This is a genomic window from Bradyrhizobium sp. SK17 (genome assembly GCF_002831585.1).
Lineage (GTDB): Bacteria > Pseudomonadota > Alphaproteobacteria > Rhizobiales > Xanthobacteraceae > Bradyrhizobium.
Genome location: NZ_CP025113.1, coordinates 5,708,687 through 5,728,179 on the forward strand (window position 1 = coordinate 5,708,687; position 19,493 = coordinate 5,728,179).

Annotated in this window: 17 protein-coding genes; 11 read left to right on the forward strand and 6 right to left on the reverse strand. The window is 65.5% G+C overall.

All coding sequences use genetic code 11. The features are described from left to right. Positions 1-12 precede the first annotated feature (12 nt). The 4 genes from CWS35_RS26410 to nadC are packed head-to-tail and all read left to right on the forward strand — an operon-like array spanning position 13 to position 4,408. On the forward strand, positions 13-969 hold the full coding sequence (locus CWS35_RS26410; protein ID WP_024583418.1) for a membrane protein: 957 nt from the start codon (positions 13-15) through the stop codon (positions 967-969). Positions 970-1,023: 54 nt separating this feature from the next. Next, on the forward strand, positions 1,024-2,010 hold the full coding sequence (gene nadA, locus CWS35_RS26415; protein ID WP_100954650.1) for a quinolinate synthase NadA: 987 nt from the start codon (positions 1,024-1,026) through the stop codon (positions 2,008-2,010). Beyond that, positions 2,007-3,557 (forward strand): L-aspartate oxidase, encoded by a 1,551-nt coding sequence (locus tag CWS35_RS26420; protein ID WP_100954652.1) that lies wholly within the window; start codon positions 2,007-2,009, stop codon positions 3,555-3,557. Before nadA ends, CWS35_RS26420 begins: the two co-directional genes overlap by 4 nt. Then, on the forward strand, positions 3,554-4,408 hold the full coding sequence (gene nadC, locus CWS35_RS26425; protein ID WP_024583415.1) for a carboxylating nicotinate-nucleotide diphosphorylase: 855 nt from the start codon (positions 3,554-3,556) through the stop codon (positions 4,406-4,408). The genes CWS35_RS26420 and nadC overlap by 4 nt, the downstream gene beginning before the upstream one ends. 4 nt (positions 4,409-4,412) lie before the next feature. Here the strand turns inward: nadC and CWS35_RS26430 are convergent, their stop codons facing one another. Continuing rightward, on the reverse strand, positions 4,413-5,498 hold the full coding sequence (locus tag CWS35_RS26430) for a COX15/CtaA family protein (protein WP_024583414.1): 1,086 nt from the start codon (positions 5,496-5,498) through the stop codon (positions 4,413-4,415). Between the two features lie 103 nt (positions 5,499-5,601). Here CWS35_RS26430 and CWS35_RS26435 point away from each other — a divergent pair, with 103 nt between their 5' ends. Continuing rightward, a complete protein-coding gene (locus tag CWS35_RS26435; RefSeq protein ID WP_100954654.1) occupies positions 5,602-5,811 on the forward strand; it encodes a DUF2842 domain-containing protein in 210 nt (69 codons plus the stop codon). Positions 5,812-5,825: 14 nt separating this feature from the next. Here CWS35_RS26435 and CWS35_RS26440 read toward each other — a convergent pair whose 3' ends face one another. Continuing rightward, complete coding sequence (locus tag CWS35_RS26440; protein ID WP_100954656.1) at positions 5,826-6,629, reverse strand: class I SAM-dependent methyltransferase; 804 nt, start codon at positions 6,627-6,629, stop codon at positions 5,826-5,828. Further along, entirely contained in the window at positions 6,613-7,671 is a 1,059-nt protein-coding gene (locus tag CWS35_RS26445) for a polysaccharide deacetylase family protein (RefSeq protein WP_245438669.1), read from the reverse strand. Before CWS35_RS26445 ends, CWS35_RS26440 begins: the two co-directional genes overlap by 17 nt. Before the next feature lie 147 nt (positions 7,672-7,818). Here CWS35_RS26445 and CWS35_RS26450 point away from each other — a divergent pair, with 147 nt between their 5' ends. Beyond that, the gene (locus CWS35_RS26450; RefSeq protein ID WP_100954658.1) at positions 7,819-9,012 is read left to right on the forward strand and encodes a GNAT family N-acetyltransferase; all 1,194 of its coding nucleotides are present in this window, start codon (positions 7,819-7,821) and stop codon (positions 9,010-9,012) included. An 18-nt stretch (positions 9,013-9,030) separates the two neighbouring features. Here the strand turns inward: CWS35_RS26450 and CWS35_RS26455 are convergent, their stop codons facing one another. Further along, positions 9,031-9,969: a LysR family transcriptional regulator gene (locus CWS35_RS26455; protein WP_100954660.1), complete on the reverse strand. Its 939-nt coding sequence runs from the start codon at positions 9,967-9,969 to the stop codon at positions 9,031-9,033. A gap of 225 nt (positions 9,970-10,194) precedes the next feature. Here CWS35_RS26455 and CWS35_RS26460 point away from each other — a divergent pair, with 225 nt between their 5' ends. Next, on the forward strand, positions 10,195-11,532 hold the full coding sequence (locus tag CWS35_RS26460; RefSeq protein WP_100954662.1) for an MFS transporter: 1,338 nt from the start codon (positions 10,195-10,197) through the stop codon (positions 11,530-11,532). 59 nt (positions 11,533-11,591) lie between these two features. Here the strand turns inward: CWS35_RS26460 and CWS35_RS26465 are convergent, their stop codons facing one another. Next, complete coding sequence (locus CWS35_RS26465; RefSeq protein WP_100954664.1) at positions 11,592-13,934, reverse strand: exopolysaccharide transport family protein; 2,343 nt, start codon at positions 13,932-13,934, stop codon at positions 11,592-11,594. A gap of 175 nt (positions 13,935-14,109) precedes the next feature. Here CWS35_RS26465 and CWS35_RS26470 point away from each other — a divergent pair, with 175 nt between their 5' ends. The 4 genes from CWS35_RS26470 to CWS35_RS26485 all read left to right on the forward strand — a co-directional run bounded on the left by CWS35_RS26470 (position 14,110) and on the right by CWS35_RS26485 (position 18,937). Further along, positions 14,110-14,727: a polysaccharide biosynthesis/export family protein gene (locus CWS35_RS26470; protein ID WP_100954666.1), complete on the forward strand. Its 618-nt coding sequence runs from the start codon at positions 14,110-14,112 to the stop codon at positions 14,725-14,727. A 3-nt stretch (positions 14,728-14,730) separates the two neighbouring features. Continuing rightward, positions 14,731-15,870: a glycosyltransferase family 4 protein gene (locus CWS35_RS26475; RefSeq protein ID WP_100954668.1), complete on the forward strand. Its 1,140-nt coding sequence runs from the start codon at positions 14,731-14,733 to the stop codon at positions 15,868-15,870. A gap of 115 nt (positions 15,871-15,985) precedes the next feature. Then, positions 15,986-17,524, forward strand: coding sequence for an undecaprenyl-phosphate glucose phosphotransferase (locus CWS35_RS26480; protein WP_024583404.1), 1,539 nt, complete (start codon positions 15,986-15,988; stop codon positions 17,522-17,524). A gap of 144 nt (positions 17,525-17,668) precedes the next feature. Then, positions 17,669-18,937, forward strand: a complete 1,269-nt coding sequence (locus tag CWS35_RS26485) for an O-antigen ligase (RefSeq protein WP_100954671.1) — start codon at positions 17,669-17,671, stop codon at positions 18,935-18,937. Here CWS35_RS26485 and CWS35_RS26490 read toward each other — a convergent pair. Beyond that, on the reverse strand, positions 18,909-19,382 hold the full coding sequence (locus tag CWS35_RS26490; protein ID WP_043855760.1) for a MarR family transcriptional regulator: 474 nt from the start codon (positions 19,380-19,382) through the stop codon (positions 18,909-18,911). The genes CWS35_RS26485 and CWS35_RS26490 overlap by 29 nt on opposite strands. Positions 19,383-19,493 lie beyond the last annotated feature (111 nt).

Below are 19,493 nucleotides of genomic sequence, written 5' to 3' on the forward strand. Positions count from 1 at the left end.
CGGAACGATCGCGTGGCCAGATCGCCGCAAAAATCCAAAGCACCGGCTTCGGGAAACGCCGTCACCGCCGACCTCGTCGCGGTGCTGGTCGCCGTCACCGACGGCACGCCTGACATCATGACCATCGCCGGCGGCTCGGCGCTGCCGAGCGGCCCGTTCGAGTTTACCCACCGCTCGCTGCAAACCGCGTTGCGGGCCTGGGTCGAGGCGCAGACCGGCCACCCGCTCGGCTATGTCGAGCAGCTCTACACCTTTGCCGACCGCGGCCGGTCCGGCGACGCCAAGGGCCCGCATAGCGTCTCGATCAGCTATCTCGGCCTGACCCGCGAGGACCGGGTCGGCGAAGGTTTCGAGGCGCACTGGTCCGGCTGGTACGACTACTTTCCCTGGGAGGATCATCGCGACGGCGCACCGGCCTTCATCGCCAAGACGATCGCCCCGAAACTGAAGGCATGGGCGAAGGAAGCCTCCTCACCGACATTGCAGCGCGAGCGCTGGCAGCGCTGCGCCATCACCTTCGGTCTCGACGAGCGCGACTGGAACGAAGAACTGGTATTGCAGCGTTACGAACTGCTCTGGGAGGCGTCGCTGATCCCGGAAGCCGATCGCGCGCGCGGCCGCGAGGCAACAGTCGTTCCGGGAAAGCCGATGACGGCGGATCATCGCCGCATTCTCGCGACCGGAATCGCGCGGCTGCGCGCCAAGATCAAATACCGTCCGGTGGTATTCGAGTTGATGCCGGCCGAATTCACCCTGCTGCAATTGCAACGCAGTGTTGAGGCGCTCGCAGGCCGGCTGGTCCACAAACAGAACTTCCGCCGGCTGATTGAGCAGCAGGAACTCGTTGAAGAAACTGGCGCAATGGCCGCCGATACCGTCGGGCGGCCGGCCAAGCTGTTCCGCTTCCGCCATGCCGTTCTGGCCGAACGGGCCGTCGCCGGCACCAAGCTCCCGCTTTCTCGTACTTGACACGCCTTATGCTCAGGATAAGTATAAGCTATCTTATACTCATGGAGAGTATAAATGGCTCTGCTCGATACCGACCTTCTTACCCGTACCGCACCGCTCTATGAGCGTGTCAAACGCGTCATCCCGCCATTCGAATGGGCGACCTTCGCCGAGGACGTCGATGCGATCCTCGCGCTGAAACGCCGCCGCAACGCGGTGGTGCTGGCGCACAACTACCAGACCCCGGAGATCTTCCACGGCGTCGCCGATATCGTCGGCGACAGCCTCCTGCTCGCGCGCGAAGCGACCAAGGTCGACGCCGACGTCATCGTGCTCGCGGGCGTGCACTTCATGGCCGAAACCGCGAAGTTGCTCAATCCGGCCAAGACCGTGCTGATCCCCGACCTCAAGGCCGGCTGCTCACTGGCGGATTCCATCACGGCCGAGGACGTGCGGCTGATGCGCGCGCGCTATCCGGACGCGCCCGTCGTCGCCTATGTCAACACGTCGACCGCGGTGAAGGCGGAGTCCGACATCTGCTGCACATCGGGCAATGCGCTGAATATCGTGGAATCGCTCGACACCGAGCGCGTCATCATGCTGCCCGATGAATATCTGGCGCAGAACATCGCCAAGCAGACCAGCAAGAAGATCATCGCCTGGAAGGGCCATTGCGAGGTGCACGAGTTGTTCACCGCCGATGACGTGCGCCAGCTGCGCGAGAACCATCCTGATGTCACCGTCCTGGCGCATCCGGAATGCCCGCCTGACGTCGTCGCGGAAGCCGACTTCTCAGGCTCGACGGCCGCGATGCAGACATTCGTCGAGACCAAGCGCCCGCCCCGCGTCGTGCTGCTGACGGAATGCTCGATGAGCGACAACATCGCGGCACGCAATCCGGATGTCGACTTCGTCCGCCCCTGCAATCTCTGCCCGCACATGAAGCGGATCACCCTGAAGAACATCCGCCACGCGCTGGAGACCAATCAGCACGAAGTCACGATCGACCCCGAAATCGCCGATCGTGCGCGCAAGAGCGTCGAAAGGATGCTGGCAATATGAGTGCCGATCTCTCTGATCTGAACGGCCGCCCGGTCATCATCGGCGGCGGCGCGGCGGGGCTGATGACCGCGCTTCAGCTCGCGCCCGAGCCCGTCGTGCTGGTGTCGAAATCGCCGCTCGGCGCGGAAGCCTCCAGCATGTGGGCACAGGGCGGCCTCGCCGCACCGGTCGGCGCGGATGACACGCCTGCCCTGCATCTCGCCGACACGCTCGCGGCTGGTGCCGGCCTTTGCGACGCGGCGGCAGCATCCCGGATCGTTCATGCGGCGCCTGCCGCCGTCGAGCATCTGGCCGAACTCGGCGTCGCCTTCGACCGTCGTGCCGACGGCACCTGGCGCCTCGGGCTCGAGGCCGCGCACGGCCGCAACCGTATCGTACACGCCACGGGCGACGGCACCGGCCGCGAGATCATGCGCGCCCTGATCGCCGCCGTCCGTCAGACGCCGTCGATCACGTTGCTGGAAGGCGTCGAGGCGCGTCGCCTGATCGTCGATGACAATGCGGTCAGGGGCGTGCTTGTGACCGGTCAGCGCGGACCGCTGACGATCGCGACCAACCGCGTGGTGATCGCGACTGGCGGCATCGGCGGATTGTTCGCCGACAGCACCAATCCCGGTGGATGTTTCGGCCAGGGCCTCGCGCTCGCGGCACATGCCGGCGCAACCTTGTCGGACATCGAATTCGTCCAGTTTCATCCGACCGCCTTCGACGGGCCGTCGCGGCCGATGCCGCTGCTCACCGAAGCGATCCGCGGCGACGGCGCCGTGCTGATCGACGAGAGCGGACAGCGTTTCATGCTCGATCAACCAGGCGCCGAGCTTGCGCCGCGCGACATCGTCGCGCGCGCGGTCTGGCGCCACCGCGCCGCGGGACACCGCACCTTGCTCGACGCGCGCAAGAATCCCGGCGCAGATTTCGCGCAGCGCTATCCAGTGATCAGCGCCTTCTGCAAGATGGCAGGCATCGACCCCGCCCGTGATCCGATCCCGATCCGTCCCGCGGTCCACTATCACATGGGTGGCATCGCGGTTGACGGTTTTGGCCGCAGCTCGGTGCAGGGCCTGTGGGCCTGCGGCGAAGCCGCGCGCACCGGCCTGCACGGCGCCAACCGGCTCGCCAGCAACTCGCTGATGGAGGCGGTCGTCTGCGCGCGCTGGGTTGCCGAGAGCGTCGAAAGCATGAGCGCCGGTCCGCGGGCGATGCTGCGCGACGATGCCATGCCGCCAGCCACCGATCCCTCCGTGGTGCGGCCGATCCTCACCCAGGGGCTCGGCGTGCTGCGCGACCATGACGGGATCGCGCGTGCGATCCGGAGCCTCTATCCGTTCGCATCCGGCCAGAGTGCGGCGTCCGACGCAGCGTTGGTCGGCCTGATGATCGCGGTTGCCGCGATCAGGCGCGAGGAAAGCCGCGGCGGTCATTTCCGCACCGATTTCCCGCACACCGCCTTGTCGGCAGCACCGTCTTCCCTCACCCGTGCCGAGGCGCTCGCCGCCGCGCGCAATATCGTCGAAACCAGGATCTCAGCAAGGAGTGCCCGCTCATGACCACCCTCAATCCCCTGTTGCCGCTGCTCTATGAACCGATCGTGCAAGCCGCCTTGCGCGAGGATCTCGGCCGCGCCGGCGATATCACGGCGGACGCGATCGTACCGGCCGGCCAGCAGGCCCGGCTGGTGATGCGGGCACGGCAGCCTGGCGTGATCGCAGGCCTCGACGTCGCACGCACCGTGTTCCAGATGGTTTCGCCATCGATCGAGTTGCGCGCCGAGCGGCCCGACGGCAGCGCGGTCGAACCCGACGAAGTCATCGCGATCATCGACGGCCCGGCGCGCGGCCTGCTCACCGCGGAGCGGACCGCACTCAACTTCCTCTGCCATCTGAGCGGCGTCGCGACCGCGACCGCCACGCTCGTCAAAGCCGTCACGGGCACGCGCGCGCAAATCGTCGACATCCGCAAGACCACGCCGGGGCTGCGGGCGCTGGAGAAGTATGCGGTGCGCGCCGGCGGCGGCGGCAATCACCGTTTCGGGCTCGACGATGCGATGCTGATCAAGGACAACCACATCGCGCTCGCCGGCGGCATCCGCACCGCGATCGAGCGCGCCAAGGCCAATGCCGGGCATATGGTCAAGATCGAGGTCGAGGTCGACACGCTGTCGCAGCTCGAGGAGGCGCTCGCGCTCGACGTCGACGCGGTGCTGCTCGACAACATGACGACCGAGCAGCTCGCGCGCGCGGTGGAGATGGCCCGCGGCAAGGCGATCACCGAAGCCTCCGGCCGCATCACGGCGGCGACCGCCGCGGCGATCGCCGCCACCGGCGTCGACCTGATCTCGGCTGGCTGGATCACCCACAGCTCGGCCGCACTCGATATCGGGCTCGACTATCTCACCTGACCGATCAAAGGGACTGGCCGACCGCAACCAAGGTCGGCTGGTCCCTCTCGGTGCGGCGCGCTGCGAAGCGCTCGGCCTGCAATACCGCAAGGGTCAGCACGACGATCGCGACCGCCTGGTGGGTCAGCGCGAGATCAATCGGCACCTGATGCAGCAGCGTCAGAATGCCGAGCGTCGCCTGCAACGTGATCGCTGCGACCAGCCACCACGCGCCGGCGATCACGCCGCCGCCAGCGCGCGACCGCACGGCATCGATCGCATGCGCGATCGCCAGGGCGAACAGCAGATATGCGGTCATGCGATGCTCGAACTGCACCGTCAGCGTGTTGTCGAACAGATTGCGCCACCACGGCGTCTCGAACCACAGCCGGTCGGCCGACGGGATCAGGCCGCCGTCGATCTCGGGCCAGGTGTTATAGACCCTGCCGGCGCGCAGGCCGGCGACCAGCGCGCCGAAATAGAGCTGCACGAAGGTGATCACGAGCAGCATCGCGCTCGTGATCTTCAGCCTGGCGGGCGCGATCACGGACGGGCGGTCCGAAAGCCGGCGCAGCGTCCAGACGATCGCCGCGAAGATCAGCAGCGCCAGCACCAGATGCGTCGCCAGCCGATACTGCGACACCTCGACGCGTTCCGAGAGGCCGGAGGCCACCATCCACCAGCCGACGCCGCCTTGCAGCGCGCCGAGGCCGAAGATCACCCACAGCCGCCGGCCGAGCTCACCGCTCACCGTGCCGCGCCACAGGAAATACAGGAACGGCAGCAGATAAGCGGCGCCGATCACCCGGCCGAGCAGCCGGTGGCTCCACTCCCACCAGAAGATCGTCTTGAACTGCTCGAGCGTCATCCCGGCATTGAGCTCGCGATATTGCGGAATCTTCTGGTAGCCCTCGAAGGCCTTGGTCCATTGCGCCTCGGTCAGCGGCGGCAGCGCACCGGTCACCGGCTTCCATTCGACGATCGACAGCCCGGACTCGGTCAGCCGCGTGGCGCCGCCGACCAGCACCATCAGCGCAATCAGGGCAGCGACCACCAATAGCCATACCTTTACGGCGCGGAGCTGCGATGTTCTTGCGGAAATACCGGCCATTTCGCCCTGACTTGATTGGATTTTCGGGCCCCTTATAGTCCGCCGCGCCCCCGGCGCAAGCGCCGCCGACAACGCTCTGGATCACGAGTTGCACATATCCGCCATGGCCATACGCACCCGCAAACTGCTCGGAACCATCTTCCTGCTCATCCTGGTGGTGGTGTGGTCGCTGCTTGGCATGACGGTCGCGCAGACGCCATGGCTGGCCAATTCCGGGCTGCTGCAGGCGGTCTTCTACGTCGTCGCGGGTCTCGGCTGGGTGCTGCCGGCGATGCCGATCGTGTCCTGGATGTTGCGCCCCGATCGCGCTTAAGGCATGGCCGCTGATCATCGCGACCGGCGCGCGACGTAGAGACTGGTCGTCATGTTCCGGACAACCCGTCCGCCGAACTCATCGCGGGCGATGCGGCCGATCTCGGCCAGGACATTGTCGCGATCAGGGTGCGCCGTGATGTTCGAATAGGTCGAGTATAACGCCACCGTCTGCTCGGCATCGAGAACGAGTGGCCATCGGCTGACGTTGTAGTCGATCATGTCGAAGGCGCCGGCAGTCCGCAGCGCAGCCAGGCGCGCCGCGCTGTCGAGGGCAAAAGGTATGCCTCCTTCGCCCTGTGAAGGGCTTGTCGGGCCATGCGCCAATCGACTGGTCGCCTCGTGGAAAGGATCGGGCCGGCTGTCGTCGCCGAACACGTTCCAGACCGCGGACCACCAGCCGCCCGGGCGAAGCAGACGCGTGATCCTGGCTAGCGCAGTCTCCTCATCGAGCCAGTGAAACGAGGTGGCGCTGACGCCGAGGTCGAAGGCGCCCTCGTCCAGCGGCGCATCCTCGAACGGAGCGACCACGACCCGCAACGGCTTGCCCACATTGGTCTTGCGCAGGAAATCAGCCAGCCGCGGGTCCGGCTCGATGGCGGTCAGTGGATCAGCGCCGCGTTCAAGCAGGCGGCGGGTCGCCTTGCCGGTTCCTGCGCCGATCTCGAACGTCGCGGTCTTTTCCCCCAGTCCGCATCGCGAGCAGAGCGTATCGAACACCCAGTCCGGATAGTCGGGCCGCGCCGCATCATAGCCTTCCGGATCCGCGCCGAACGCTTGCCGGCCGAACTGCCGTTCCAGTTTAGGCGGTGGTGTCATGCGCGCTCCGCGTCGGCCGAACCGGCGCGAACATCACGCCTGAGAGCAGCACCCGCATCATCCGTAGCGACCCCACGCGGCCGTCCCATGCGATGCGCGGCAATGCATGGAGGTTGGTGCCGCCCTGCGCTCCGACCACACCGGAGATGGTCGACACCGCGCTGGCAATGCCCGTTTCCTCGGCCATCACGACGTGTGAGCGACGGAATGCGTCGCGGTCCCCGAAGGGATACGCGAAATGCCTGACCTCGCGTCGAAGCGCGCTTTCGGCCACAGCTTTTCCCATCGCCATCTCACGCTGCGCGTCGGTATCCCCGAGATTGGACAGCACGAAATAATCCACGGTGGCGCTGCCGAACGTCACGTTCGGATCCGCCGCGAGCTGCACCAGATCAGCCCAGTCAAGCGATGCGACGCGAGACAGTTGCGCGGCATCGGCTGCATAGCGTGTGCCGAGATCGTTCACCGCATAAGCCAGCTCCGGCGGCGGCAACTTGCGCAGCCAGCCGGACAGGAAATCGAACAGCTCGTATTTGTCCGACAGACTGGAGATCGCGAAGTGCCGCTCGCGACCCTCGATCATCATGCTGATGCGGTCTTCGCGCGCGATGATGTCCTCGAGCGCCAGCCACCAGGCTACGCCCACGCCGTCCGGGAAGGCCGTCGGCAGGTAGAGTGTGAAGGGGACGCCGTGCCTCGCGAGCACCGGATAGGCATGCGTGACGATATCCTTGCTGGCGCCGTCGAAGGTCAGGCAGGCAAAACGCCGATGCTCCGGCAAGGTCACTGCGCGGCGGCAGGCCTCGTCGATCCCAACGATGTCGTAGCGCCAGCGCTTCAGCGCGCGGATCGTGCGATCCAGGAATTCCGGCGTGATCTCCTGCGACCTGAGCGGCTGAAAGCGCGTCCGTTGCGGCGGACGCACGCGCGCGAAGCGCAGGATCGCCCCGGCGCCCCCGGCCTTACCCTCCCGCAGCCTGAAGGCGCCGCTGAAATACGCGAGCTCTGCCTTGGCCCGTCGCCAAATCCCGTTGTCCGGCACCTAGATCCCGCCCTCGTGCGGCGGTTCCCACACGCCGCCAAGCATCCCGCCAGGCCATTGTTATTACTCTTTGTTGACATTTCCCTGCGAAGGTCGACCGCAGTCAAGAACTGTAAATTAATACCTTAAGTTATTTTGGGTTCCGAGATGATCATGGCGGCGGCAGTTGAGGGCCAAACGGCCGGGACGCGAACGTGGCCGAACGCAGTCCGCGTTGCCGGCGTCGACATCTTTCATGATCTCGCCGCAGCCGAGACGACCTGGCGCGGTTTCGAGACCGCGCAACACAGCTTCACCCCCTATCAGCGCTTCGATTTCCTTGCGAGTTGGCAGCGTCAGGTCGGCGAGCGCGAGGGCGTGCGGCCGCTCATCGTGGTGGCCCATGACAGCGAACGCCGGCCGCTGTTGCTGTTGCCGCTCGCCGTCGAATCCCGCCTCGGCGCCAATTGCGCGAGCTTCATGGGAGGCAAGCATGCGACCTTCAACATGGCGCTGTGCGAGAAGGATTTCGCCGCCAACGCGACCGAAGCCGACATCGCGGCCCTGACCCGCTCGATCGCCGAGCGCTCGCGCGTCGATGCGCTGGTGCTGTGCCAGCAGCCGCTGCGCTGGCAGGACCTGCCCAATCCGCTCGCCCTGCTGCCGCACCAGCCTTCGGTCAACGACTGCCCGCTGCTGGTGATCGAGCCCGACGCGGCCCCCGCGGCGCTGATCAGCAATTCGTTCCGCCGCCGCCTCAAGGGCAAGGAGCGCAAGCTGCAACCGCTGTCCGGCTACCGCTATCACGTCGCGCGCGAGAGCGCCGACGTCTGCCGCCTGCTCGACTGGTTCTTCCGCGTCAAGCCGCAGCGCATGGCCGAGCAGAAGCTGCCCAATGTGTTCGCCGAGCCGGGAGTCGAGCAGTTCATCCGCAGCGCCTGCCTCGCGCCGCGCGCCGACGGCAAGGGCTATGCGATCGACATCCACGCGCTGGAGTGCGACGAGGAAGTGATCGCGATCTTCGCCGGCGTCTCCGACGGTCATCGCTTCTCGATGATGTTCAACACCTACACGATGTCGGCCAATTCCAAATACAGCCCGGGCCTGATCCTGATGCGCGACATCATCGATCATCATGCCGGCCAGGACTACCGCGCCTTCGATCTCGGCATCGGCTCGGACGAGTACAAGCGGCTGTTCTGCAAGGACGATGAGGTGATCGTCGACAGCTTCATTCCGCTCAGCCTGCGCGGCAAGGCGGCGGCCGGTGCACTGTCGGCCATCAGTCGCGCCAAGCGCGCCGTGAAGCACAATCCCGCGTTGCTCGAGATTGCCCAGAACCTGCGCGCCATGTTCCGCTGAGACCGGCTGCGCGCGACGCTACGCCGTTTCGCTTTCGGCGGGCGGCCGGCTGCTCGTCACGCCGAACCGCATCATCGCATCGAACACCAGCTTCGCGGCCGGCGACAATGCGCGCTTGCGCAGCTTGATCAGCCCGTAGCTCTCGAGCATCAGCTGATCGCGGATGCGGAGCATCTTGAAGCGCTGCGGATCGAGCAGGTCGACAATCAGCAACGGTACCGGCACGATCGCATCGATCCCCGCCGCAATCCCGATCGAGGCGGAGAAGGACTCGGTGTTGATCATGCGCTGCGGCGGCGCGATGCCCCGGCTGTAGAACAGCCGCTCGAGCGCCTGGCGCATGAAGGATTCCCGCGGCTGCGAAATCCATTGCAGGTCCACCGTGTCCTCCAGATTGACGTTCTCGAGATTCGCCAACGGATGCTCGGCGCGAACCAGCAGGCCGGCCTGCTCGGCCCCGATCTCGTGATAGTCAAACTGCGCGGGATCGACGCCGACCGGAATTCGCGCGACGACGAAATCGAGTTCGAGCGCGAGAAGGCGCGTGATCAACGGCGGACTGGTGCTGACATCGAGTGAAATGTTCACCCGGTGCAGCTTCTCGCCGAGATACTGCATGACGTCGACGACAAGATCGATGCTGGGCTTTGCGACCGTTCCGACCGAAACTGTTCCAAGCTCACCGGACCTGTAGCCGGCGAATTCATTGGTGACCCGGTCGAGGTCCGCGAGCACGCTCCTGCCGCCACGGATCAGGATGGTGCCATAGGCCGTCGGCTCGACGCCGCGCGCCGTCCGTTCAAACAGCGGAACCCGCGCCACGGCTTCGATCTCGGCCAGCATCTTCGACGCCGCCGACTGGGTGATGTTCAGGCGCTCGGCTGCCAGTTGCAGCTTGCGCTCGCTGTCGAGGGCCACCAGCAGACGCAACTGGCGCAATTTCAGATTATTGATCACGGCCGACCATCACCTGGGTTCCCGCGCTCATACCGCACTGCATCATGACAGTTTCGCCGTGGCTCCATTCCCAAATGCCATTAGTCACGCGGCCGTTCATTACACGACAATGAGTGCAAGACTTGCAAGCAGGCTTGCAAGGGCAAGCGACGGACCGTTGCGGGTGTACCAGATGCCACCCCGGATGGCGCGACAACCGTCAGCAAAATCGAAAAACCAGGAAGGATGGGAACGATGAGCGACGATGTCGAGAAGCGCGCGATCGGAAAGATGATGCGGCGGCTGATTCCGTTCCTCATCCTGTGTTACTTCGTCGCCTATCTCGATCGCGTCAATGTCGGCTTCGCCAAGCTTCACATGAACACGGCGCTCGGCCTCAGCGAGGCCGCCTATGGGCTCGGCGCCGGGCTGTTCTTCGTCGGCTACTTCTTCTTCGAAGTGCCCTCCAACATTCTGCTGGAACGGTTCGGCGCGCGGCGCTGGATCGCCCGCATCATGATCAGTTGGGGCATCGTCTCGGCCGCGTTCGCCTTCATCCCGCAGATGTCGGCGGCAACCGGCTTCTCGAGCGAATGGATCTTCTACTTCCTGCGCCTGCTGCTCGGCGCCTGCGAGGCCGGTTTCTTCCCCGGCATCATCTTCTATCTGACGCTCTGGTTCCCGACGATCTACCGCGCCCGCGTCATCAGCCTGTTCATGCTCGCGATCCCGATCTCGAGCATCATCGGGGCGCCGATCTCGGGCCTGCTGCTCAATCTGTCCGGCGCCGGCCTGACCGGATGGCAATGGCTGTTCATCTGCGAGGCGCTGCCGTCGGTGCTGGTCGGATTTGCGGTCCTGGTCTTCCTGCCGGACTTCCCGCGCCAGGCGACCTGGCTCGAGCCCGACGAGATCAAGTGGGTTCAGAACACCCTCGAGTTCGAGCGGGAGCGAAAGGAATCCGTTGAGCACATCTCGGTGCTGCAATCACTGACCGACTCGCGGGTGCTCGCCTGCGCGCTGGTGTATTTCTGCCTGAACGCGGCAAGCTACGGCGTTGCCTTCTTCCTGCCGACCATCATCAAGGCGTTCGGCGTCACCGACACCCAGACCGGCCTGATCGCGGCCCTGCCCTTCGTATTCGGCGCGATCGGCATGGTGCTACTCGGTCGCCATTCCGACAAGACCGGCGAACGGCGCTACCATGTTGCAGGCGCGCTGGTGCTCGCCGCCGTCGGCATCGGCCTTGCCGGCCTCGTGTCGAGCCCGGTGCTGATCGTCGGCCTGCTGTGCATCGCGCAGATCGGTGTCTCGGCGGTGCCGCCGATGTTCTGGCCGATGCCGGCCAGCATCCTGAGCGGTGCTTCGGCGGCGGCCGGCATTGCCGCGATCAACTCGCTCGGCAATCTCTCCGGCTTCGCCGGTCCGTTCGCGATGGGCTATCTGAAGGACCTGACCGGTGGTTTCACCGCGGGGCTGCTGCTGCTCGCCGTCGTCGGACTGATCGGCGCGCTGGTGACGATCAAACTGCGGATCGATCCGGTGCTCGAGCGATCGATGCGCCAGCCGATGCTGGCGCACTGAGGCATGATCCGGAAAACTGTGAAGCGGCTTTCCGAAGAGATACGGCTTGAGAGAGCAACTCAGGCGGCCACGACCCGCGGGCCCGGCGCGGCCATTTCAGACGGCGCGCAGGGCTTGCTCAGCATCGTCACCTCGGAGAAGCCGACGGCCCTGAGCTGATCGACCATCTGATGGCGCGCGTCCTGCGCCATGGCGGCATCCGGCACGACGACGGCCTGCGCCTTCGTGGTCAGCAGTTCGGCCGGCAGGTCGACGGCCGAGCCGGCGTCGAGCAGCACGTGGTCATAGACCCGCAGCAGCGCGTCGATCGCAAGGACCAGCCGCGGCGATTGCAGGTGGGAGCGATCGAAGCCCGGGCGCCCGGCGCTGACGATCTGAACCCGCGACTGCCGGTCCTTGGTGATGATCTGCGCGAACGTCGCCTCGCCCTGCATCAATTCGGCAAGGCCCGGCGCGGCCGGATCAACCGTGGCCGAGGTCAGCACCGGCGAGGACGCGACCAGATCGACCACCACGACCTTGGCCTGCCGCGCCATCAGACGCGCCAGCGTCAGCGTGGTCAGCGTCACGCTCTCGGCCGCAGCCGGACCGAGCACCGTGACCTTGTGGGCGGCGGGACCCGCTGCGACGAGGCGCTCGGCGAGCACATCGATCTCGTCGACGGTCCGGGCCAGCACGGGCTCCGGCTCGTTCATGACTGGCTCAGGTGCGAACGCCGGCTCCAGCGGCAACTCGGGCTCCGGCGGCAGTGCCGACGCGACCGATGATGCGAACTCGGGTTCAGGCGGCAGTGTCGGCGCCAGCGCCGGCGCCTCCACGGTTGCGGCCTCCATGACCGGCTCGCGGCGCCTGATCACGGCAGTCGCCGGCGCGAAGGCACGGCCCACCGCGCCGGGCGCCGAGATGCGCAACAGTTCGCCGGTGATGATGATGCCGGCTGACAGCAGCAGCGTTGCGAGCGTCGCGATCAGCACGATCGGCAGCTTCTTCGGATAGGCCGGCGTGTTCGACACCGTGGCGCGCGAGATGATGCGGCCATCGGTCGGCGCGGCTTCGATGTTCTCGCGCGCAGTCGCTTCGCGGTACTTCGCCAGATAGGCTTCGAGCAGGTCACGCTGCGCCTTGGCCTCTCGCTCCAGCCCGCGCAGTTGCACGTCCTGGCTGTTACTCGACGAGGCCTGCTTCTTCGACTGGTCGAGGCTCGCCTGCAGTGCCTGGACGCGACCATCGGCGACCCTTGCATCATTGTCGAGCGAGCGCGAGATCTTGCCGGCCTCTTCGCGCAATTGCCGGTCGAGGTCGGCGATCTGCGCCTTCAATTCCTTGATGCGCGGATGGTTGTCGAGCAGCGTCGACGACTGCTCGGCGAGCTGCGCACGCAACGTGCCGCGCTGCTCGGCCATGCGGCGGATCAGCTCGGAGTTGAGCACTTCCGAAGCCTCGATCGGCTTGCCGCTCTGAAGCATCTCGCGGATCAGCCGCGCCTTGGTCTCGGCGTCGGCTTTCAGCGCACGAGCGTTGTTGAGCTGCGTATTCAACTCACCCATTTGCTGGTTCGACAACGGAATGTTGTTGGTGCCGACGAACAGGCTCGACTTCGAGCGGAATTCCTCGACCCGCGAATCGGCGTCCGCGACCTTTGTACGCAGCTTGTCGATCTCGCCGAGCAGCCAGGTGCTGGCGGACTTGGCCTGGTCCTGCCGCGCGGCCTGCTGCAAAACCAGATAGCCGTCGGCGATCGAGTTGGCGACACGCGCGGCGAGCTCGGGATCTTGCGACTGGAATTCCACCACGATGACGCGCGACTTGTCGACGGCATAGGCCTGGAAGCGCTCGTAATAGGCATCGAGCACGCGCTCTTCCGGCGTCAGGCTGAACGGATCGCGGCCGATGCCGAACAGCGCCAGCAGCGATTTCAGCGGCGAGAAGCCGCGCAGCACCGGATCGAACTCCGGACGCTCGGCGAGCTTGTTCTTCTTGATGATGTCGCGCGCGAGATCACGGGACATCACCAGTTGCACCTGGCTGGTGACAGCCTCGGCATCGAGCGAGGTGCGCTCGAGGTCGCGCTCGCCGTTCGGGCGAAGGAAGGCGTTCTCGCGATTATCGATCAGGATTCGCGCTTCGGACTTGTAGCGCGGCGTCACGACATTGACGGCGGCAAGCGACAACGCGAACACGAGCACGGTCGGCACGATGATCCAGCCGCGCTTGCGCGCCAGCGCGCGGCCGAGCACGTGCAAGTCGAGATCGGCCGCCTCGGATGGGCGCGCCGGCCGGTCGGGCATCGATATCGGCAATGCCGGCTGCACAACAGCCGGGTCGGCAGCGGGCGCGGACTTCGGCAGCGCCCGCTGCACGACAGCCTTTTCCTTGCCTCGACGCCAGAATTCAAAACGCATAACGAACTCCCGCGGACGCCGCGATTCCACCTCAATGCGGGCGATTACAGTCCATTAAGGTTGCTGCCGGGTTAATCGGCCCGGTTGACGGATAGCGCCGCAACCACCTGCCCCTCATCCTTTATTAACCATGAGTGTCGTTAATCGGAGCCGATATTGTCTCGGGATTCCTGACATGCGCGACCTGCGCGCTCCCATTGTTTGTCTGATTGCTGCGCTCGCGCTGTCGGGCTGCATGGGCCGGACCTCGCCGGTCGCCGGCGACCCAGGTCCCGACTCGTTTGGCCAGCCCTTTGCCGTGCCGGTGGCCTATGCCGAGCCGGCGCCGCCGCGCGAGGCCTACAATCTCGGCCCCGGCGACAAGCTCCGCGTCGTGGTCTATGGCCAGGAAGGCCTGACCAACTCCTATGCGATCGACGCCGCCGGCACGATCACCATGCCACTGATCGGTTCGGTGCCGGCACGCGGCCGCACCCCGGCCGGGCTCGCCGCCGAGATCTCAGCACGCCTACGAAAAGGCTTCATCCGCGAGCCTTCGGTTGCCGTCGAGATCGAATCCTACCGTCCCTTCTTCATCCTTGGCGAAGTGCAGGCTCCCGGCCAGTATCCCTACGTGCCCAACATGACGGTCGAGAGCGCCGTGGCGATCGCCGGCGGCTTCTCGCCGCGCGCCAGGCGCGATGCCGTCACGGTCACCCACACCGACGCGTCGGGCGCAGGCCGCTTTGTCGCGCCGCTCGGCACGCCGATCGGGCCCGGTGACACCGTATTCGTCGGCGAGCGCTGGTTCTGATCGATGGCGCAGGATCAAAATCAGGACCAGCCGCTGCGCATCCTGCATGTCGTCCGCGCCCCGGTCGGCGGCATCATTCGTCACATCCTCGATGTCGCCAACGGCCAGATCGAACGCGGCCATCATGTCGGCATCGTCGCTGACAGCCTGACCGGCGGTGCGCGTGCCGATGCGGTGCTGGCCGAGATCGAGCCGCGCCTGAAGCTCGGCGTCCGCCGCGTGGCGATCCGCCGCGAGCCGCGCTTTGCCGACTTCGCGGTCTGGGCTCAGATCGCCGGCCTGATCCGGCAACTGAAACCCGACGTCGTGCACGGCCATGGCGCCAAGGCCGGCGCCTATGTCCGGCTGCGCCGGCGGTCGAACAAGGTGATCCGGGTCTACACCCCGCATGGCGGCTCGCTGCACTATCCGCTCGACACTCTGAAGGGGCGCTTCTACAGCCAGCTCGAGCGCACGCTGATGAACAGCACCGACCTGTTCCTGTTCGAGAGCGCGTTCGCGCGCGACACCTATCAGCGCACCGTGGGCAAGCCCGCGGGCCTCGTGCGCTGCGTCTTCAACGGCGTCACGTCGGAGGAATTCGAGCCGATCACCAGGGCGGACGATGCCACCGACGTGGTTTATGTCGGCGAGTTCCGGCGCATCAAGGGCGCCGACCTCCTGATCGATGCGGTTGCGAGGCTGCACGCCGACGGCAAACCTGTGACGCTGACGCTCGGCGGCGACGGCGAGGAATTCGAGCGGCTCAAGGAACAGGTGAAGCGGCTGTCGCTCGGCGACGCCGTGCGCTTCATCGGTCACGTCAAGGCACGCTACGGCTTCTCCAAGGGCAGCCTGCTGGTCGTTCCCTCGCGCGGCGATTCGATGCCTTACGTGGTGATCGAGGCGGCTGCCGCCGGCGTTCCGATGATCGCCGCCAATGTCGGCGGCATCCCGGAAATCTTCGACACCCACACCGACGCCCTGTTCGCGCCCAGCAATGTCGCCGCCATGGCCGACGCGATCAAGACAGCGCTCGACAACCCCGCCGCGACCGCGGCGCGCGCAGCGAGATTGCGCGAGCGGATATCCGAACATTTCTCACAGAGCGCGATGGTCGAGGGCGTGCTGGCGGGCTATCGCGACGCGTTTGCCAAACGTTAACCATTCCTTGCTCTCGTAACCGTTTCTTCTGATTTGTTCCCTTAAGTCACGTCCAGGGGAATTTCACTGCTGCGCGCGGATGCCCATCTGCAAGCGCAGGAATGGACGTGGAAACGTGGAACCGTTTAACGCACGCTCGATGCTGGATGCCGCTGCGTCTGCAACGGCCGCCCAGCCGCAGGTCGAACGGCGCCGGCGCCTGTCGCCCGCCGCGCTCGCCGTCGCCAACCAGAAGGTTCGCAGCGCCTATTCGCCGGTCGTGATCGCCGGCGTGGTCCGCCTGGCCGATTTCGTGCTGCTCAGCCTCGTCGGCGTCGGACTTTACTTTGCCTATGTCCACCCGCTCACCGGCATCCACTGGGGATACATCGTCTCGATCCTCGGCATGTCGGCCGCGGCCGTGGTCTGCTTCCAGGCGGCCGACATCTACCAGGTGCAGGTGTTCCGCGGCCAGCTCCGCCAGATGACGCGGATGATCTCGTCCTGGACATTCGTGTTCCTGCTGTTCATCGGCGCTTCCTTCCTGGCCAAACTCGGCGGCGAGGTGTCGCGCGTCTGGCTGTCGTCGTTCTTCTGCGTCGGCCTCGCCGTCCTGATCATCGAGCGGCTGCTGCTGCGATCGATGGTGCGCGCCTGGGCGCATGACGGCCGGCTCGACCGCCGCACCATCATCGTCGGCGCCGACCAGAACGGCGAGCAGCTCATCGAGGCACTGAACGCCGAGGATGATTCCGACATCCACGTACTCGGCGTGTTCGACGACCGCAATGACAGCCGCGCCATGGACACCTGCGCCGGATCGCCGAAGCTCGGCAAGGTCGACGACATCATCGAGTTTGCCCGCCGCACCCGCATCGACCTCGTGCTGTTCGCGCTGCCGATCTCGGCGGAGACCCGCATCCTGGAAATGCTGAAGAAGCTCTGGGTGCTGCCGGTCGACATCCGGTTGTCGGCGCATACCAACAAGCTGCGCTTCCGCCCCCGCTCCTACTCCTATATCGGCAGCGTCCCGACCCTCGACGTCTTCGAGGCGCCGATCACCGACTGGGACCTGGTGTTGAAATGGCTGTTCGACCGCGTGGTCGGCGGCCTGGCGCTGATCGCCGCGCTGCCGGTGATGGGGCTGGTGGCGCTCGCGGTGAAGCTCGACAGCCCGGGCCCGGTGCTGTTTCGGCAGAAGCGTTTCGGCTTCAACAATGAGCGGATCGACGTCTACAAGTTTCGCTCGCTGTACCATCATCAAGCCGATCCCACGGCCGCCAAGGTCGTGACCAAGAACGATCCGCGCGTCACCCGCGTCGGCCGCTTCATCCGCAAAACCTCGCTCGACGAGTTGCCGCAGTTGCTCAATGTCGTACTGAAGGGCAACCTGTCCCTCGTCGGCCCGCGTCCGCACGCCGTGCAGAGCAAGCTGCAAAATCAACTGTTCGACGAGGCGGTCGACGGCTACTTCGCGCGCCACCGCGTCAAGCCCGGCATCACCGGCTGGGCGCAGATCAACGGCTGGCGCGGCGAGGTCGACACCGACGAGAAGATCCAGAAGCGCGTCGAATACGATCTGTACTACATCGAGAATTGGTCGGTGCTGTTCGACTTCTACATTCTGCTCAAGACGCCGTTCTCGCTGCTGACCAAGAACGAGAACGCGTACTGAGATTCGAGACTGACTGCCTTCAGTGCGAGCGTAGCGAGGCAATCGATGTCGCAGCTCGAGGATAGGTGGATTGCTGCGTCGTTTCGCTCCTCGCAATGACGGGGCGACGGAGCCAGTGTTTGTACCGCGTTGCGTGAGTATCCGATGGCCTATGCGGCGACAGCCGGAACGTCCCATTTGCCCACCACGGCGCCGTCAGGCGTACTGGCGCTGCAACGGGCGCTGGTGTGGCTGGCCGGGGCGTCGATGGCCATCGTCTTCATCGAGCCGAGCCCGTACGAGCTGGTCACGCTGACCGCCTGCGTGCTGTTCTTCGCCACCGGCCTGCGCATGCAGCTGGTATTCATGCCGCTGCTGTTCACGCTGACCGTGCTCAATGTCGGCTACAGCATCGGCGCGGTACCGTTCCTCGACAAGCCGGAAGTGGTGAACTGGGTTCTCACCTCCTGGTACATGGCCGTCACCGTCATCCTGTTCGCGATGGTGATGTCGGAGGATACCGAAGCACGCCTGGACATGCTGCGCCGCGGCCTGATCGTCGGTGCGATGATCGCCTCGCTCGCGGGCATCGCCGGCTACTTCCATCTGGTGCCGGGCGGCTACGATCTGCTGACGTTGTATGATCGCGCCCGCGGCACCTTCAAGGATCCGAACGTGCTCGGTGCGTTCCTGATCCTGCCGGCGCTGTTCACGTTGCAGAGCGTCGTCTCCGACCGGTTCGGCAAGGCGTTCCGCAACGCCATTGCCTTCGGCATCATCTCGCTGGCGATCCTGCTGTCGTTCTCCCGGGCCGCCTGGGGTGGCCTCTTGATCACCGCGGCCTTCATGCTGGCGCTGATGGTGTTCACAAGCCGCTCGCAGGCGCAGCGCTCGCGCATCATCGTGATGACGCTGATCGCCGCGATCCTGGCGGTTGCGCTGATCGCGGTGCTGCTCTCGATCGGCTCGGTCGCCGACATGTTCAAGCAGCGCGCGAGCTTCGACCAGAGCTACGACGAAGGCCGCTTCGGCCGCTTCGGCCGCCACATCCTCGGCGCCCAGATGGCGCTGGAATTGCCGTTCGGCATCGGGCCGCTGCAATTCCACACCTACTTCCCCGAGGACACCCACAACTCCTACCTCAACGCCTTCATGTCGGGCGGCTGGATCTCGGGGGTCTGCTATCCGGCGCTGGTGTTCGTCACCGCGATCATCGGGTTCCGCTTCGTGTACACGCGGGTGCCGTGGCAGCGCGGCTATCTCGCGGTGTTCTCGGCATTCCTTGGCTTCGTCGGCGAGAGCTTCATCATCGACACCGACCATTGGCGGCACTTCTGGATGATGCTGGGCACGATGTGGGGCATGTATGCGGCGGCCGAGCGCTATCGCGCGAGGTCGGCCGAGATCAGCGACGAGACTTCGGCGGCAGCTTGAGATTGGCGCGCTGCTCGGGCGGCGTGTCGATCACCGCCTTCAATGCCTCGGTCGCTTCCAGGACGCCCTTGTAGCCATCATTGGCAAAGCGCAGCAGCAAACGCAGTTCGTCGTCGGTGTATCTGCTCCACACCTTGAGCATCGCCTGCTGCATCGGCACGTAGAACTTGCCGATCTCCACCGCCTTTTCCTCCACCACCGAGATGAAGACCTTGCGGCGGTCGCTCTCGTCGCGCTCGCGGCGCACGTAACCCGCCTTTTCCAGGCGATCGACCACGCCGGTGATCGCGCCGGTGGTCAGTCCGGTCACTTCGGCGAGACGCCCCGCGGTCACCCGCCCTTCGAGCTGAAGAATGTCCATGCATTCCATGTCGGAATTGGAAATTCCGGCCATGTTTGCAACGGCTTGGCCGAACATCACGCCCTGCGCGGATGACCGGCGCATCGCCTCCTCGAGTTCCTGCACCAGCGCGTCGCGCGATTTCGCAGTTGACAAAGCAGCTCCCATATCTTACTTGCCAACTATCTTATTAACTAAGATAATCAGCTACTGATC